This window comes from Novipirellula rosea (assembly GCF_039541335.1).
Lineage (GTDB): Bacteria > Planctomycetota > Planctomycetia > Pirellulales > Pirellulaceae > Novipirellula > Novipirellula rosea.
Map to the genome: position 1 here is coordinate 334,819 of NZ_BAABGA010000006.1, position 18,091 is coordinate 352,909.

The 18,091-nt window shown below is 54.5% G+C and carries 10 protein-coding genes; 4 read left to right on the top strand and 6 right to left on the bottom strand.

The features are described from left to right. The first annotated feature begins 114 nt into the window (after positions 1-114). On the top strand, positions 115-3,786 hold the full coding sequence (locus ABD971_RS01885) for an AAA domain-containing protein (RefSeq protein ID WP_345318856.1): 3,672 nt from the start codon (positions 115-117) through the stop codon (positions 3,784-3,786). Between the two features lie 456 nt (positions 3,787-4,242). Continuing rightward, positions 4,243-10,524 (top strand): carboxypeptidase-like regulatory domain-containing protein, encoded by a 6,282-nt coding sequence (locus ABD971_RS01890; protein ID WP_345318858.1) that lies wholly within the window; start codon positions 4,243-4,245, stop codon positions 10,522-10,524. A 3-nt stretch (positions 10,525-10,527) separates the two neighbouring features. On the opposite strand, the gene dnaN is transcribed toward ABD971_RS01890, so the two are convergent. Further along, positions 10,528-11,646: a DNA polymerase III subunit beta gene (gene dnaN, locus ABD971_RS01895; RefSeq protein ID WP_339942317.1), complete on the bottom strand. Its 1,119-nt coding sequence runs from the start codon at positions 11,644-11,646 to the stop codon at positions 10,528-10,530. 265 nt (positions 11,647-11,911) lie between these two features. Between dnaN and ABD971_RS01900 the strand changes: the two genes are divergently transcribed. Beyond that, on the top strand, positions 11,912-12,085 hold the full coding sequence (locus tag ABD971_RS01900; RefSeq protein WP_345318861.1) for a hypothetical protein: 174 nt from the start codon (positions 11,912-11,914) through the stop codon (positions 12,083-12,085). Between the two features lie 131 nt (positions 12,086-12,216). On the opposite strand, the gene ABD971_RS01905 is transcribed toward ABD971_RS01900, so the two are convergent. From ABD971_RS01905 to ABD971_RS01925, 5 genes are all read right to left on the bottom strand, one after another. Further along, positions 12,217-12,966 (bottom strand): hypothetical protein, encoded by a 750-nt coding sequence (locus ABD971_RS01905; protein ID WP_345318863.1) that lies wholly within the window; start codon positions 12,964-12,966, stop codon positions 12,217-12,219. Positions 12,967-13,097: 131 nt separating this feature from the next. After that, positions 13,098-14,069, bottom strand: a complete 972-nt coding sequence (locus ABD971_RS01910) for an NAD(P)/FAD-dependent oxidoreductase (protein WP_345318865.1) — start codon at positions 14,067-14,069, stop codon at positions 13,098-13,100. A gap of 40 nt (positions 14,070-14,109) precedes the next feature. Beyond that, positions 14,110-14,349 carry a hypothetical protein gene (locus tag ABD971_RS01915; protein WP_339942321.1) on the bottom strand — a complete coding sequence of 80 codons (240 nt, stop codon included), beginning with the start codon at positions 14,347-14,349 and terminating at the stop codon, positions 14,110-14,112. Continuing rightward, positions 14,346-15,797, bottom strand: coding sequence for a YeiH family protein (locus tag ABD971_RS01920; protein ID WP_345318867.1), 1,452 nt, complete (start codon positions 15,795-15,797; stop codon positions 14,346-14,348). Before ABD971_RS01920 ends, ABD971_RS01915 begins: the two co-directional genes overlap by 4 nt. A gap of 102 nt (positions 15,798-15,899) precedes the next feature. Further along, positions 15,900-16,412: a MarR family winged helix-turn-helix transcriptional regulator gene (locus tag ABD971_RS01925; RefSeq protein WP_345318869.1), complete on the bottom strand. Its 513-nt coding sequence runs from the start codon at positions 16,410-16,412 to the stop codon at positions 15,900-15,902. Positions 16,413-16,640: 228 nt separating this feature from the next. On the opposite strand from ABD971_RS01925, the gene ABD971_RS01930 reads away from it, so the two are divergent. Beyond that, positions 16,641-18,080: an FAD/NAD(P)-binding protein gene (locus tag ABD971_RS01930; RefSeq protein ID WP_345318871.1), complete on the top strand. Its 1,440-nt coding sequence runs from the start codon at positions 16,641-16,643 to the stop codon at positions 18,078-18,080. Positions 18,081-18,091: the final 11 nt, after the last annotated feature.

Here is an 18,091-nt window from a genome sequence, read left to right on the forward strand (position 1 = left end):
CCCTCACACCTTGGAATCCGCCGCTGTGATGGTACTCATGATCCGTCCGGCACGTCATACTAGCAATCGTATGGTGGCTGCCGAGGTTTTGAAGGGTTACAGGACACAGATCGGATGGAAGAAGCGTTTCCGGAATGCGAGTCGGACGACAACGCGGCACAGGATGACCTGTTTCGTCCCGCTCGCTTTGTGTCCGAGCTTGACTTGCCGTCCGCCAACGAGCCGCTGCTGAAGGATGCGGCGACCGCGATTCGCCAAGAATTCCGCGACTGTTCAAAATGGAAACGACTGCGATGTCGCCGTGTCAGCCTCTTTGCCGAACGCGATCGCGGCGTGGTGTGCGTGATCCATCTGGGCAGCTCGGTCGAATTCGATTGGACTTGGGAAGGTGCCGAGGCGTTTCGTCCAAAAATGTTTGATGACGACGCCTCGGATTTTGCGTATGAACAGGCCGATATGGATGACGGCGTCGATTGGTCAGGCGAAATATTAGAGGTCGATGAACGCAACGGTTGTCTGTTCGTCAGTCTGGACAACCCCGAAGCGATCCCCACGACAGGGTCCTTTTTCGTCCGTCCTTTCGAGTTTCTATCGGTCTTGGATGCCGTCTACAATGCGGCCGAATTCGCTGAAATTCGATGCTCGCTGCCTGGGCGTTTGAATGCCGCACAAGGCAATGTCCATCCCGCGATCGCCACACGATCCCACGTCGGTTTGACGCAACTGCAAGCTTGGTGGCAACATGCCTGGTCGATTCTGTGGGGACCGCCGGGCACCGGCAAAACCTATACGACCGGACAACAAATTGCCGCGGTGTTGGACGATGACAGCGAGCGGATCCTTGTCGTTTCGACGACCAATCGTGCCACCGACGCAGTCGCGTTATCGATTGGCAATGCGACACGCCGTCGTTCGAGTGAGGCGTTGGCAGAAGGGCGATTACTACGCATTGGAAAGGGAGCCTCGCTGAAAGCGTTTGCTGCGGCGGAACTTCAGTCGATGTTGCAAGGCACCGAGTCCGAAGTGCTTCATAAGATTGATGACCTCGCCGATCAACTTCGGCAATTCGACACTTGGGAAGACAAGGCACTGACTCGCAAACAGATCGGTGAACTGCGGGCCAAGGGAAACGACCAGAGCCGACGCATCTTTATCGATCCCGAGGTCCAAGTGGTGGTTGCGACTGCCTTCAAAGCGACCAGCTTTCTGCGGAACGACACGGTCACCAAAATCCTGGAGTCGGGTGAGGCTCCGTTTACCACCATTTTCATTGACGAAGCGGGGCTGATGTCGCGAACCGCCATTGCGGCCTTATCGCTGCTGGCCTCGCGACGCGTTGTCTTGGTCGGCGACTCGAAACAACTTGCGCCAATCAGCCGTATCTCGCGAATCTTACCCACCCGTCAACAGACGTGGTTGGCCAGCAGCGGGCTCAGTCATCTCGAACAGTTTAGTGCCACTCCCACCGCCGTGCATGTGCTAACAGAGCAGCGACGCATGCATCCCGATGTATGCCAAGTTGTCTCGGAATTTCAGTACGGCGGATTCCTGAACACGGCTCAAGAAACCAAAGATCGTCCCTCGCAAATTCCGTCTTGTCTCGCCGATCATTCGCGAGCGATTTGGTATGTGCTCGATCAAGAACCCGCCGACCTTGCTGCGATCCGTGCCCAGCGCGGGCCGGGCAACAAGAGTTGGATTCGTTCGATCACGCCGCGACTGTTGCAAAAAATGTTTTTCGACCCCGAAATGCGAACCGCCAACGGTCTGTTCATTTCGCCCTACAAAGCCCAGGCTCAAGTGGTCGGCAAATTGTTTGCTGCGTGGGAGCTAGCGGGTTGGGAGGCATCGACGGTTCATAGCCAGCAGGGTTCTGAAGCGGACATTGTGATCTTCGATACCGTCAATGCCGGCAGCTACAATTGGCCCTACGACGAATGGAAACGGTTGGTCAACGTCGCACTCAGTCGGGCTCGCGAAGCGGTCATCGTGTTGGCCAGTCGCAGCGAAATGGATGAACCGTATCTGAAACCGTTGAAACGGCGGCTGACGCCGAGCGTGCTGAAACCGCATGACGATTCTTTTCGTTGGGAGGAGGTCAGCCAAACCAACCTGAGTTTTCATGCGGCGGCAAAGCCCACTCAAGTTGCCGAGGCCCATCCAAATTATGAGACGTCCCCGGGGGCCAAACGCAGTATGGGGCACCAGGTTGCTAATCGAAAAGGGATGAAGCCCGTGCTTTCCGAAGAGCAGCAGCGGCTGACGAATTTGAATCTCGATGGTAAACCGAGATTGGTTCGCGGCGTGGCTGGCAGTGGCAAATCGATCGTGCTTTGCAACTGGCTTGCCAAGACCGTCAAGCGATTCGAAGGCAGCAGCGACCTACGCATCTGGGCGGTTTACGCCAATCGATCGCTGCACAAACTGCTTCGCGAATCGATCGAATCGGCATGGGAAAGCCTCTCGGCAGGAGAATTGTTTCCGCAGTCCGACTTTCCTTGGGACAAAGTGCATCTATTGCATGTCAAGGACGTGTTGTCGGGAATGCTGCCCAATGTGGCGTTGTCGATGGATAGCTTTGATTTTGATTACGACCGTGCGGCCGAACAATTTCTAAGTCGTCAGGATGCGTCAGAGCTGCTCCCGCGCTGTTCTGCACTGTTTATCGATGAGGCTCAAGACATGGGGCCATCGGTATTGAAATTACTGTTGTCCGTCGTCGAACAAACCGATGTCGAGGACACCAACAGCCGATCCGCTCATATCTTCTACGACAACGCTCAGAATATTTACGGCCGAAAAACGCCCAAATGGTCTGATTTCGGACTCGATATGCGTGGTCGCAGTACGATCATGCGAGAAAGCTTTCGCTCCACTGCCCCGATCGCCGAACTTGCCGTCAACGTGTTACAACGCTTAACACCTCGGGATCAACGCCAAGACCAGAATGAATTATTGAGCATGGGGTTATTGGAACGAAGCGAGCGAAATGGGCACGAGTGGCTGCGGGTGCGGTTTAATCAGGTCGAAGGCCCCAAGCCGATCTTACATTCCTTTGATAACCGCTCGGCCGAGATCGATGCGATCGCGACCCATTTGAAGTATTTGATCCAACAGGAAGGAATTTCACCTAGCGACATTTGTTTACTCTACAACGGCAAGTCCGTCGTTTCATTGCTGCAAGAAAAATTGGCTCCGAAGTTGGCCAAAATCGACGTCGAGTTATCTGTCCAAACCAACCGGCCCTTTGAGCGGAATGCCAACACATTAATCGTCACGACATCGCACTCCTACAAAGGGTACGAATCCGAGGTGGTGATGATTCCTTGTGTTGACCAATTTGTTACCGGCAGCGGTGACATACTCGCTCGCAATCTCTATGTCGCGATGACTCGAGCCCGATCGTTATTGGCGTTGTACTGCACCACCTCCGGTTCGACGGCTTCACAACGATTATGCCGCGTGATCACGCATTGTGTGAAAACGATGAATACAACGCCCGAGGTCGAGTCATCGACTAGCGACGAAGAGGATCAAAACGACGTTTTGGAAGTCATCGGGATGGAACACCGCAATTGGCTGGCCGATCTGTGGACCCGTTTTGAAATTCGTCAGGAACCGATCACCGACGACGAAGGCACGGTGTTGGCAGAACCCTTGTTCTGGTTTGAACACGAAGAGGCCAAATTCGCCTGCTTTGCGGAAGATTGCTTGAGTAAACAGGAACTTAAAACGCCCCAAGCCAAGCAAATCACCGTGTTACAACCCGGTTCAAACCTAGTTTAGGCTTGTGCTAATTGAGCGTAGCGGAAGTCGTCAAGACTTTCGTTCGATTGACGTATGCCCATCGATACTCTTGACGAGTTTCGCTACGAAATGCTTCATCGCGTTGGCCCAAAGCGGCTCCCTCTTTCAGCATTCTCGATCTCAGTGCCGAGGTGGCAGAGGAGGCGGTGTCGCCGCAAACCCACTGAAAAGTCCAACGATTCCGCCGCCCAGGCTTCGCCTCTCGTCCGCTTCATAGGGCACACCGCCGCTGTTTTTCCTGGGTTTTATCTCAAATCCGGCGTTTTCGCTCTAATAAAACGTCTCGATGATTCGTTGTAACTATGCCGTTTCGGCGATCTATAATGGCTTAGCCCATCTACTCTGCATCTGGATTTTCGTCTCATGCTTGCGATTTTGCCTCATCGAGCCCTACTCGGCTTCGTTCTCGTCTTTTCACTCGCCATAGGAAATGTAATGGCTGAACCCATCGGCATCATGGAACGGTACGCTTTGTCAGACGATCGCGAGGCGTTTCTCGAAGAGCTGATTCCGGGCAGTGATGATTATTACTTCTATCACTGTCTGCATTACCAAACGTCGGGCCAATTGGACCGCGCCGAGGTGATTCTGAACGAGTGGTTGGCAGAAAACAAAGGTCGAGAAACGGCGGTCATTCGCGGCATGATCGACCGCCAACGGTTGCTGACCTATTCGCAAACGCCCGAGCGAACGATTGATCATTTGGTCAAACGACTTGGCGTCCAATTGCACCATCCTGCGCCGCCGGTCAAAGGCGAGCGACGCTACCCGAGCCAATTCAATGTCGCGCTGTTGGACCTCGATCGTCTGGTCAAAGAGGCTGTGCAACAGGATGACACGTTGCAGCCGATCGGGATGCGACGTTTAGCGGAAATGTATCGAGCTGGCGAAACCGCCGGTCTGAAGTTGAATCTGCATGACTTTCTCGCCCGAGTCGATCATGCCACGATCGAAAACCTTGACGAACTGGTGATCCGCGAACTGCAATCGCGACGTAAACAAGATGTTCGCTTTGGCGACTTGGCTGCTCATCAAGTGTTGACCCTCGCCGAACTCGATCGCGTTGCCTCGGCTGTCCCCGAAATCGCCGACGATAACTCGTTTGTTTCCGCGAAACTGTTGCGACTGCGTCCGAGCGACGACGTCGACTTGTCGCAGCAACCCGACCAGCGACTCGCCTATCTGAAACGAGTCGAAGCGTATGTTCGCTCGCTGCCGCCAAGTTACAACTCGTTAAAAGCGTCGGCAACGTTTCGCTTGCTCGAGGCCAACTTGGCAGCCGGCGTTTATGATCGCGACCTCTTTTTGCGTTACCTCGCACTGCCGCGACAAAGCCCGATCGTGCACCCGGAATGGGCAAAACGTCCTGCGACGAAAGCAAACTTGGGTGAAAACTTTATGCCGATGGCACTGTTGCCGCCGATTGGTGACGAAGTTTCGCTGGTCCGCGTCTACCTCGAACATTTCTTAAAAGACGCGGACAACTCCGATGCGTTCGCGGAACTGATCCAGCCTGATTACCTTCGCCGCGTGTTTGCCGAAACGAAATTGATGTTCGGTATTGGCGACGAAGAACAATGGTATCGTTTGTTGTCGCCTGCCGAGCGGCAAGCGATTCGCGACTCGGTCCAACTGCGACTCGCTCCGCAAAACAAACCGCGATTCGCGAGTGATGATCCGGCGCAATTGATCGTGGACGTCAAAAACGTCGACGAGCTTGTGCTTCGTATCTATGAAATCAACTCACTCGCCTTCCTGCGAACACACAAAGAGCGGCTTGATACCGACATTGATCTCGATGGTTTGGTCGCCACGCACGAGCGAAAACTCACATACACCCAACCTGCGGTGCAGCGTCATCGTGAATTTTTGGAACTCGACGAGATCCGTGGTCGAGGCGTCTGGGTGGTGGATTTGGTGGGCAAAGGAGTCCGTGCTCGGGCGATGATTCGCCGCGGTGAACTGCACCACGTCGACGCGATCACCGCCGATGGAATGAAATTCACCATTATTGACGAAAATCGCAAACCGATCGCCAAAGCCCGCATGATCGTCGGAGGACGCGAATTTTTGGCGGACGATTCAGGTTCGATTACGTTGCCACCGGTGTCTGATGTCACTCACCGCGATGCGATCGTTACCGATGGTGAATTGGCCGAAAAAGTCAAGTTTTCACACTTTGTCGAAGATTACGTTTTGACCGCTGGGATGCACCTCGATCGCTCTCAAGTGCAATCAGGTGACAGTAGCTCGCTGTTGATTCGTCCTCGTATTGCGATGGGGGACACCCCACTCGATCCTTCGGTGTTGACCGATGTCAGTGTCCAGATCGAGGCGATCGATCTGGATGGGATCACGACAACCAAAACGATCGACGACATCAAATTAAATTCGCAGGGCGATTTGGTGGTGCCGTTTCGCGTGCCCGCTCGACTATTACAGGTTCAAGCGTCCTTGAGTGGCAAAATCCGCTCGTTGTCGACGAACCGGTGGCGCCGGCTTCGCACGACTCAGCACTGGCAAATCGCCACGATTCGGAAAACCAATTCGACACACGATGCATTCCTGACGCGTGATGGTGACGAGTATGTGATCGAAGTTCGCGGCCGATCTGGCGAAGCGATTGCGGGGGCGACCGTCTCGATCTCGCTGTCGACCCGTGTAAAAGGTTCTCAGATCAATCAAACGTTACAAACCGATGATAATGGCCGGGTGCGATTGTCATCACTGCCTTACGTCAAGCAAATTAGTTTCGCTGCCGGATCGGGACCTCGTCATACTCGTGACTTGAAGCTTGACGAAGTTTTTTGGCCCAACACCGTTCACACCACGACCGAGATTGGCATCGAATTGCCTGTGGTTGTTAGTCCCGATCCCGTCTCGGATCGTTATCGCTTGATCCGACTTCGTGCGGGTGCCAACGACACCGATTTGAGTAGCGAATTGGTGATTGACCAAGGATTGCTTCGCATCAAAAAGTTGGATGCCGGCGATTATCGTTTGATTGACCGTGATACTGCGGTACAAACCGCGATCGCGGTCGTTGATGGGCCTGTGATCGACGATGTCGCTGTTGGAAAGATTCGTCATCGCGAAGTCTCCCCTGTCGTCCCACTCGGCGTGGCGTCGATTGTGCGTGACGACGAGGGCTTGCGAATCCAGTTGTCGGGACAAACCGACTTGGCTCGCGTGCACGTGATTGCGACTCGTTATTTTGACGTGGAAAGTCCAGCGAATCCGCTGCACTTGCCGTCGCCCGCACTGCGAGGACGAAGTGTTTCGCTTCCCCAATGTGGTTACATCAGCGATCTGCGACTTGGCGATGAATACCAATACGTGCTGCGTCGGCGTTACGCCGCGAAGTATCCTGGTGTGATGTTGCCTCAGCCCAGTGTGATTCTAAATCCGTGGGAGACCGAAGAAACGAGCAACACCAGCCAAACGGCGACCGAGGGCGAGGAACCGAGGGCGAGTGCCTCACAAAATGATCTGTCGCGGATGAAAGCCGAGGCGGATCGATTAGCTGAAGACTCCGAGACCCCCACGTCCGACTACGACTTTTTGGCGGATTGTGGCGTCACGATCACCAATTTGCGGCCCGATGCTAACGGGCTAGTCACGGTGCCCGCCAAAGTAATCGACGGGCTGCCGCTATTGCAAATCGTCATCAGCGAACCTTCGACGGTGATCCAGCGAACCGTGACCGCTCCGCTGGACGATATCGAAACGATCGACTTGCGACTTGCTAAGGCCATCGAGGCTGAGAAAGCGGTCTCGTTTGAGCGAGCCGTGACGATCGTTTCCAAAGAGAAACCGCTCGATTTTCAGCAGCTCGGTTCGGCTCAACTGCAAGTCTATGGAAGTGTCGGTGCGTTGTTGAAACTGTATCGGACCTTGGTTCATGACCCTCGGTTTGATGAGTTCGACGAGCTGGCGGCATGGGATCAGCTTGATAAAGCTGCAAAGCTGGAAGCCTACTCGCGACTGGCGAGTCACGAGCTGCATCTATTTTTGCGGGCCCATGATCCCGCCTTCTTTGCCGATATCATCAAGCCTTATCTCGAAAACAAAAAAGAAAAACAGTTTGTCGATCACTGGCTACTCGAGGATGATCTGAAACCGTACACCGATCTGTGGAAGTACAACCAGCTGAATTACGCCGAGCGAGCACTGTTGGCGATTCGGGTGCCGGAGGTTCGTGAACAAGTCCGACGTGAATTGAAAGAGTGGGTGGATCTGCAGGATACCGATTATCAACAGGTTCGCATCAATATCGAGAGTGCGCTAAAAGCCAACGTCATGTTCGATGATGTTGCCAGCGACATGATGTTTGGAGCCATCGCGGAGTCCGAAGAATTTGGCGGGAGCGGAATGGGCGGCGGTGGCATGGGAGGCGGTGGCTTTGGGTTTGGCGGCGGAGCCATGCCACGCAGCGACAAGTCTGGGGCTCGCCCGGCTCGAAAGAAACGATCGTTGGACCTCAAAGAGATTGAATCACTTAAGAAACAGAGCGAGCTGGGCAAAGACGCTGGTCGTGCCTTGAATCGATTTTCGCGTCGCTCGGGCGCCGCCGAATTCGCTTTCTTTCGTGACCTCGACTCGACAAAACAGTGGGCCGAGAGCCAGTGGGATCAAGTTCGCATCGTCGACGAACCGTTTCCTGATAGTCTAATTGACGTCGATCCGTTTTGGGCCGACTTGGCTCTGTCGGACAGCAGCAATCCATCCGTATCCTCGCACTTGCTGTATCCGGTAAATAACCGGCACGCGGCTTTGGTGGCACTTGCGATGTGTGGGCTGCCGCTGAAGGCGGGCGATATCAGTTTACCCAGCGAAGAAGGCCAGCCTTATGCTCCGGAACATCCGGTTGCTGTGGTGATGAAGCGATTGCGTACGCTGAAGGTTAACGACGACAATAGCAGCAGCATTTTGGTGGGACAACGGTTCTCTGCGGCCAACGCTCTGCCGCCGACCCAGAATCGCCGATCCGAAGAACCCAAAGAGTTTTTAACGGGCGTGGCTTACAAAGGCCAAACCGTGATTTCCAATCCCACCGGCGACCAACAAATCGTCGATGTGTTCTGGCAAATTCCCGAGGGCAGTCTGCCGCTGAGCGGTAGCCAAGTGACCGACAGCAAGACGCTCACGCTCGCTCCGTTTGCGGTCCAAGCGATTGAGTACCAGTTTTACTTTCCTGCCGCTGGCGATTTCCCCCACTATCCTGCGACGGTCGCAAGCGACGGTGAATTGCTGGCCCGTGCACGAACTCGCTCGTTCAACGTCGTCGATCAGCCGACGGAATTGACCACCGTGACATGGGACAAAGTCGCTCGCAGTGGTTCCGCGGCCGAGATCAGTGATTTCTTGGCGACTGCGAATCTTCGCAATATCGACTGGATGTTGGTCGCTCATCGGATGCAGCAGCAAGACGTGTATCAGGCAGTCATCAAGGTGCTACGTAGTGCCAATATCCCCGAATCGGAACTTTGGGCTTATTCGTTAAAGTACCGTGACGAACCCGCGATTCGTACCTACTTGTCACTTTCAGAAGATTTGGTTGAACGCGTTGGACCCGAATTCGACAGCCCACTGTTGCGCGTCGATGCGATCGAGCGACGGTTCCTCGAAATGCTCGAGTACGCTCCGCTCGTGCGGGCTCGTATTCATCGTCTGGGAGCAGAGAATGAGATTCTCAACTCGACGTTCCTCGATCAATATCGTGACTTTGTTCGCGTGCTGGGTTTCCAAAACGAGATCCCGCAAAACGAACGGCTTGCCTTGACCTACTATCTGTTGATCCAAAACAGGATCGAAGAAGCGATCGAGACGTTTACCAAAATCAAACGCGATTCGATCGCGACCCTGTTGCAATATGATTACATGGACGCCTATTTAGCCATGCATCAGGGGCAATATGATCGGGCTGAACAGATCGCCAGCAACCGCAGCAAGGAATCGGTACCACGTTGGCAGTCCCGCTTTAGCGAACTTTCGGACCAGCTGCGACAGCGTCGTGATCTGCTGATCAGCGAGCAACTGGTATCGAAAGATCCCGCCAGCGGTGAGCCTAAGGCGATTGAGCAGGGCAGCGGCGATCTAGCGGTACTGGATCGCGAGCGACAACAGGAATCCGCTGCGGAACAGCAACCCGAAGTGATGGTGCGGATCGAAGGCGACTCGTTGCGGATCGATCATCGTCAAACCAAATCCGCGACGCTGAATCTGTACGGTGTCGATCTGGAGTTGCTGTTTAGCAAGGCTCCGTTTGTTCGCGAGGACCTGCAGCGAATGGCGATGGTCAAACCGATGCGAAGTGAGACGCTCGATTTTGATCAAGCCAATGGAGTGGCCCGTTATGATCTGGACGAAAACCGCCGTCGACAAACGTTGTTAGTCGAGGTGGTCGCGGGAGCATCGCGAAATACGGCTCTCTACTTTGGTGGTGAGATGACGACCTATGTGTCCGAAAGCTACGGCCAACTGCAAGCCAGTGATGCCAGATCTCATCATCCTATCGATACTGCGTATGTGAAGGTCTACGCAAAGTATCCTGATGGGGACGTCCGCTTTTACAAGGACGGTTACACCGATTCACGCGGCCGGTTTGATTACGCCAGCGTCAGTGCGGATGATGCCAAAGGTGCGACCCGATTTGCCATCCTGGTGATCAGTCCCGAGAAAGGTGCATCGTTGCACGACGTCGCTCCGCCCCGATAATCGTTAACGGTCGCGGGCCATTGGCATGATCACATAACTGAAACCATCATCGGTGGTTAGCAGTGCAGGTTTGGATGACGACTCGATTTCCATCACGAAATTCGTTTCGTTATCCAACACCTTGCAAAAGTCGGCGACGTAACGATGGTCCATCGTCAACGTGATCGTTTCGGCATCATAAGGAATCGGCAATTCGATCTGGGATTCCCCGATGTCGGCTGTGCTGGCTTCGAGTTTCAGCGTGCCATCGCCAAAGGTGAAATCGATCCCTCGGCTCTCGTGATCGGTCACAATCGCTGCTTGGCGAAGGGCGGCGAACAAAGGGCCGACCGCCATGTCGATCTGTTCCGCTGATTCTCGTTTTGGAAACACTTGTCGCCAATTCGGGTAACGGCCTTCGACCAGTCGCGAATAGATGACCGCTCGTGGGGTGCGAATCAACAAATCGTTTGAACGGGCCGCGACGTCGACGGTATCGTCTTTGTCGCTGACGGCACGTTCCATCAACTGGATGGCTCGGGTTGGAACGATCGTGCTGGTTCCGGTCGTTTGGTGGCCACCCTGGGGTTCACCAGTGCCTTCCATCTTGGCCAAGCGGCGACCATCGGTACCGACTGCGATCACCGAGGTGCCTTCCATTTCAAGCAGCACCCCGCCGAGAGCGTATCGGCTACTTTCGGCGTCCGTGGCGAATACCGTTCGGCGAACCATTTCACGGAACAAGCGGGTGGGTAGCACGTGGTATTTATCTTCGTTGAACTCCGCGACGCTGGGAAATTCGTCAGGATTGCTGCCGGGAAGACGGAATTTACTGCGGCTGCCGGTGATCCGAATACCCGATTCGTCGGTTTCGATCGTCAGCGTTTCATCATTGCTTTCCCGCAGAATCGCCATTGTCCGCTGGACCGGCAATAACGCGGTGCCTTCGGTCTCCACTTCGACCCCCTCTTCGACATCCAAACGAATCCCGACGTCCAAGTCCGTGGCGGTCAAGGTGATCCGTGAACCCGATGCGGTCACTTTCACATTCTGAAGAATCTCTTTGGGCGAACGGGTCGGAGCAATGCTGGCGGCAAGAGCAAAAGCAGCGGTGAGCGATTCGCGTTGGCAAGTGATCTTCATGGAACCATGGACTTACAAAGAGAAAGAAGATTTCGTAGCCATGTTGTACCGGTTCATGGGCGGATGTGTGTAGTGGTGAAACCAATCCACAACAGAACATTCACTGGGTGCCTCTCAAAGGTTTAAAGAATATATAAATCGTCGTAGTCTTAATTCGAGCCTGGGAAGTGTTAGTAAGTAGGGAAACAGAGTCGTAACTTGTTAATACAAATAGGGTTGCGTTTTAGGTAGGGCTGTGGAAAAAGCGTGAAAATACCGTGCGGAAATGGTTGATAACAGCGTAAAAGACCAACACAGGCAAACAGAGCCAAGCAAGGACAAACAAACCGAGATGACAAGCCTGCACAAAGGACAATCCGGGATTGAACAAATTATCCACGAAAAAAATAGTTTTGAAAGCTTCAAAAAGCGGGGTGAAACAGCGGTTCAGACGCTCTGAAAGTCGTACCGCCAGGCCACCTGTATCGTTGTTGCTCGAGGAAGATGACACGGAGGAAACGGCCAAAATAGTAGGTAGCGGTGCGGGCCCTGCCCGACAAGCGTTGACAACGTGGAACGAGGAGGGCGAGTTCAGGAAAAGAACTTTTTGTGGGCCACCGCGTTGGCCGTGACCGCTTTGACGGTGCTGATCAGCGGCAGAAATTGCCTCGCTTTTGCTCGGTCGACTCGTTCGTTGCAGAAGAACAGCAGCGTCAGAAAGGTTTTGCTGATCGCAAATCCGCCTCCGAGTCCAAAGACGGACTTTACCTGGTGGGTCTGGACGAACGGTTGAGCGGAGATGATTTTGCGTCCCTCGTGATCGACCGCGGTCGCCGCGTCGCTGACGTAAAACACCCCAGAAAGCTTCGAGAGCGTGTTGATCTCTAGACCTGACGAATTTGGGGCGGACGAATCACCGTGAAGCCAATCCAATTCGAGTCCCACCTCGGCCAATAAGCGGGCGATCATCGGGATCCGGCTGACAAAATCGGCCGAAACCAGGGGAATCCCAAGGTGTCCCTCGGATTGACGCTGATCGTTCCATGCACGCTGAATTCCGCGGGACGCGATCAGCGACAAAATGGGAGTTTGCGGGGTGATCCGATCTGCGATCCCCGAATCCTTCGATAACTTATCGACGAATTGCTGATAATCCGCCGGCAACGCCTCGTACGGCAGCGTGGCAAACATCCGGGTCAACACGAGCGATTGCTGGAATTGTCCAAAGACGACATCGACGACCGCCGAGCCTGCCGCCTCGAGCGTTTCACATCCTTCGGATTTCGCCTTGATGACGTCAATTAACGAAAACAATTCGTCGAAATCGCTGATCTTCGCCATCGAAAGGCCTCGTTGGTAGATTCAACTCGCTCATCAGCCCTACCCGAATCATAGCCGACACGACCTCCCCCCGCGAAAAAATGTGTCGGGAAAAAAATGTGTCGGACACCTTTTCGACTCGAAGATCGTGGTTATGCCAAGACGCTTCGCACAAGCGTCACCACTTCGGCGGCACATCCCCACGCGACGGTGTAGCCGCCGCCACCATGACCATAGTTATGCACTACGGGTTGGCCCGAAGTGGTCGTATCGAGCTCGAGCCGGACGGCATGACGACCGGGACGAAGTCCGACGGCGGTTCCTAGCACGTTGGCGTCCTTGATCTCCGGCACAAGCTCACCACAGCGACGAAGGATCGCCGCGGTATCGGTAGTGCGTTCGTGGCGATCCCAATCCCCTTCTTGCGCCGTCCCACCGAGGATGACGTCGTGGGTGCGAGGCAGCACCAGTGTGAATCGATCGTCCTTTTGATAGATCCGCGTGGATCGGCGAAGCCCCTCGGGACGAGCAACGCGGACGACTTGACCACGAATCGGAAAGACATCTTTATCATGGGCAAAGTCACGAGCCCCGACTCCCGTACAATTCACGACCAGATCAAACTCGGGGAACAACGAATCGGGCGATTCAATCGTTTGCGTGATAAACGCTGCGTTGGCGGCGGCGACACCTTGTTTCAATTGCGTCATAAAGATGGGAACATCGATCACTGGCACGCTGACGCGGAACGCTTCGGCACAGGGCACCCCATAATCGGCGCCGTTGACTCGTTCCCATTGGTCGACGATGTCGAGCACGTACGCGCTGTCGTCGGGATCGAGACAGAAACGAAGGTGTTGTTCGAAAAAGACGCCCGAGTCCGCATCGGTGCTTTGTTTGACGTACTCGTCGTACGTGGTTTTGGCCCACGATGCGACGCGGTCCATGGGATAGGTTCGGTGCGGCCACCAATAGGCGCCAGCCGACATCGAATTGGTTTGCTCAAACGGTTCCCTGCTAAACAGCGTCACCGCAAAACCAGCTTCCAATAGCCGCAGAGCGGATGTCAGCCCCATCAAGCCTTGACCGACAATCGCGATTTTACCTTGGACTGATTTATTCATGACGATTCTTTCAGCCTAAAACGGTGATTGAAAGTAATGGTTACCGAGGGTGGTGCTGAAGCTCGGCTTGCCGCTGCTTCGCCAAAATATCCTCCATCACCTCCAGCTCGGTGTAATACATCGCGCTGGGGTCGATACCTTGATCGTCCAGCCACTGCAAATGGTCACGCATCTTTGGCTGGCGAGCATACGCCGGCAAAATTACCAACCAAATGATCCAAAGCACGGCGATCGATCCCGCCAGCGATGCCGCTCGGTAAACGCGTCCACGTGGGGTCATGGCGTCACCGCATCGGCAAAGATGACCTTGAACATCAACCAAGCCATCAGCAAGGTCAAAATCAAGTTGAGCGATTGACCGCACACATATAGAACCAGAGGTTTGCCGCCTTTGAGTTGTGGAAACAGTTGGCGGAAATTGGTTTCCAATCCGATGCTGACAAACGCCAAACAGAAGAGCCAACCACGAAGCGTTTTGGTCGACCCGCCGATCATCGCGTTGATCAGTTCTGGTCCATTCGTCAACGAGGAATAGAGCACCGAAAACAGGATCGACATCGAGACAAAGCCGAGCACGAATTTGGGAAAACGATACCAGATTTCGGAGAGCCCGATCTTGGGACCCGTCGGATCTCGTTCGACAAACGTGACCCAATAGATCGCCACGCAGAAAGCGGTCACGCCGATCAGAATGTTTTGGATCATCTTTACCGTCGCAGCGACTTCGAGTGCTTCGTCGCCCAGCACCGCACCGGCGGCAGCCACTGCCCCGGTAGCATCAATCGTTCCGCCCAGCCACGCACCTCCCAAGATGGGATCCATTCCGGTGGCGGTGATCACCGCAGGCATCACCGCCATCATGATGACGGTAAATCCCAATGACAAACCAATCGACAGCGACAATTCCTCTTTCTTGGCTTTGCATGCCGCCGCTGTGGCGATCGCGGCCGAGACACCGCAGACGGACATGTCCGCAGAGATCACCATGTTGAGCGATTTGGATTGGATCTTCAGAATCTTTTGGCCAAACACATACGTCGAGATCAACACGACTGGCGTGACCAACCAAGCGACAAACACGCCGGGCAATCCCAAGGCCAACAAGCGACTCATCAGCACTTCCGCCCCCAGCAGTACCAAGCCGGTCTTAATGAAAAACTCAGTCGAGATCGCCGGACGCAGAAACTTCGGCGTGCCGACTGTGTTGCTGATGATCAGTCCCACTAACAAAGCCCACAACGCATATTCGAGATTGTAGGCTTTGACGACGCTTTGACCCGACATCCAATACGCCAACGTCGCCAGCAAAAACACAACCGGGAAAGCCGCCAAGAAAGCCGACGCGGATTTACCCCGCATCTGATTGGCAACCGCAAACAACGCCCCGATGATCACAAAGGCACCGAGAATGCCTTGCCAACTTGATGCGATGGCGTCAATCGGGTTGTCGGTCCACTTGCCCGGTTTCGCGAGGTAGGGTTTTAGCGGACTGGTGATACTGACCGATTCGCCGGCGACGATACTTTCGCTGGCGTGCTCGCCTTGGCTGAACCAAACGGCGGCAAAGGCAACAAGAAGCAACAGACCGGCACACCAAATCGCCCACCAATCTTCGCTGGTCGACATGTCCTTCCACAGACTCGGTCGCGGTGGTGGCGTGGCAAGGATGGAATCGTCGTCGATCGATTCCTTGTCGCTGGATTTTGGTGAGGATGCTTCAGTGTTCATCGGTGGGAATCATGGGGTAGGAGGGTGGGAAAATCGGAATGCAAGACACAGTCGAGGACGGGGAAAACGAGGAGGGGGGAAAGAACGAACAGAAAAACGAAGTTACAGAGCGGAGCTAGAAAGCGATTCGACGGCGCGACGTTCGACCGCTTTGTTCATGCTGGTTCGGACCAACTGCAGCAACCGAATCAATTCCTTTTGTTCGCGGCGTTTCAGATCGCTCATGACTTCGCGTTCGAGCTCGCGTAGGTGTTCAACGATCGGTGTGACCAACTTGCGGCCTTCCTTGGTGATCGTCACATAAACAGCCCGACGATCGGTTTCGCTTCGCTCTCGCGTGACGAGTTCACGTTTTAGCAAACGATCGACCAGCGCAGTGACGGCCGGGACGACTTGGACCAAACGCTCGCCAATTTCGCTGCACGTCAACGGACGGTCCTCCATATCCAAAATGCGAAGCAGATTGTATTGCGAAAACGTCATGTCGTGTTGGCGAAAGAATCGGGCCATGTGATTGTCGAGTTGATCCCCCGTGCGAACCAAGCTCACGACGGCTTCTTGATCCACGCTCGCGAAAGGTTCACAGCGGTGGAGTTCTCGGGAAAGGTCGCTCATCAAAAGGAACCTGAGGGGAGGGATTTGTAAAGGAAGGTGAAGGGTCGAAATCAGTTGACGCAATAATACTTTATCGATAAGATATTCGCGAATCAAGATCTGATGTGTGTGGTTTAAACCCGTTGCCACAGAGACTGGTTTTCTGTCCCCCCCTCTTTGAAAACTGTAAGTGGGATGCGTGCCCCTTGGACGTATCACCTTCCCTCCTTTCCATAGAAGTTTGTCGCCATGCCAACCACGGCTATCATCGGTGGCGGGTTCAGCGGAACGCTGGCCGCCGTCAATCTTACTCGCTTCGCCAGCACACCTCAGCGAGTCGTGATCATCAACTCAGGAAGTCCGTTCGGCCGGGGGACCGCATACGGAACGACGCGCAGCGAGCATTTGCTGAACGTGGCAGCCAGAAACATGTCGGCTTTCCCAGATCACCCATCGCACTTTTTCGACTGGTTGCGTTCACGAAGCGAGTTTGATGCGATCGACGACGACACCCTTCGCGAAACGTTCATACCTCGGCGAATTTTTGGCGACTATGTTCGTGGCTTAGCGGCTCACTATCTGGGTACAGCGGATCCTCGATCCAGCGTCCAGTGCGAAGTGGTAGAGGATTCGGCTGTGGACGTGGTTCCGCGTGGTTTGGCGGCAGGCGGCAACCAAGGTGGCGTGGTGATGTTGGAAAACGGTGAGCCGATCGAAGCCGAATCGATCTTGTTGGCGACGGGGAATCAACCGCCGGCCGGTTTGCCAGGAGCCAACGTGCTCGCCAACGATCGACGCTATTGCGGCAACCCTTGGAAGGATTGGCACGAGAATCTTCCCAGCGACGACAAGCACATTGTGATCCTGGGAACCGGGCTGACCGCGGTCGATGTGATCGTCACGCTTCGCAACAAAGGGTGGTGCGGAAAGGTGACCGCGATCTCTCGAAATGGCATGTTGCCGCAGCGTCATTTCCGTGGCATCGAGTGGCCACAAGTGATCCCCGATGATGGGCAAACACGTTCGTTAAAAGAGTTGGTGCGATTGATTCGCCAGGATTGTGAACGTCTGCGGGGCGCCAGCCAAAACCCAGCGATCGCGGTCGACAAATTGCGAAGTCGCACGCAACAGTTATGGAAGGACCTATCACTCGATGAACGGACATTGTTCTTGAAAAAGTACTCGGCGGACTGGAACGTGATTCGCCACCGTATCGCCGGCCCGATCCACGACGCGATCACCGATGCACTTGATTGTGGTCAATTGACCATCACCGCGGCCACAATTAAATCGTTGGCGGCGGGTGAACATGGGATCGAGATTCAAATGGTGGATCGCGAGGGATCGCCGAAACGCATCGAAGGCGACTTGGTCATCAATTGCACAGGTCCCAAATCTCGATTTTCCGATTCCGCGTTGCCGCTGTATCGCAATCTGTTTGATCGAGGTTTAGCCAAACCGGATGACATGGACATGGGAATCGCAGTCACCGATGACTTCACGGTACTGGACAGCGATGATGTTCCAGTCCCGTTCCTGCATGCGATCGGCCCAATTTTGAAGGGCACATTGTGGGAGAGCATTGCGGTGCCCGAACTGCGTCAACAAGCCTACTTGGTCGCGCAGTCGATCCTGGATCAAGAACCGGTCGCCGTTTCCAACCCCGACACGATCGAGTACTGCATCTAAAAAAGGTGTCA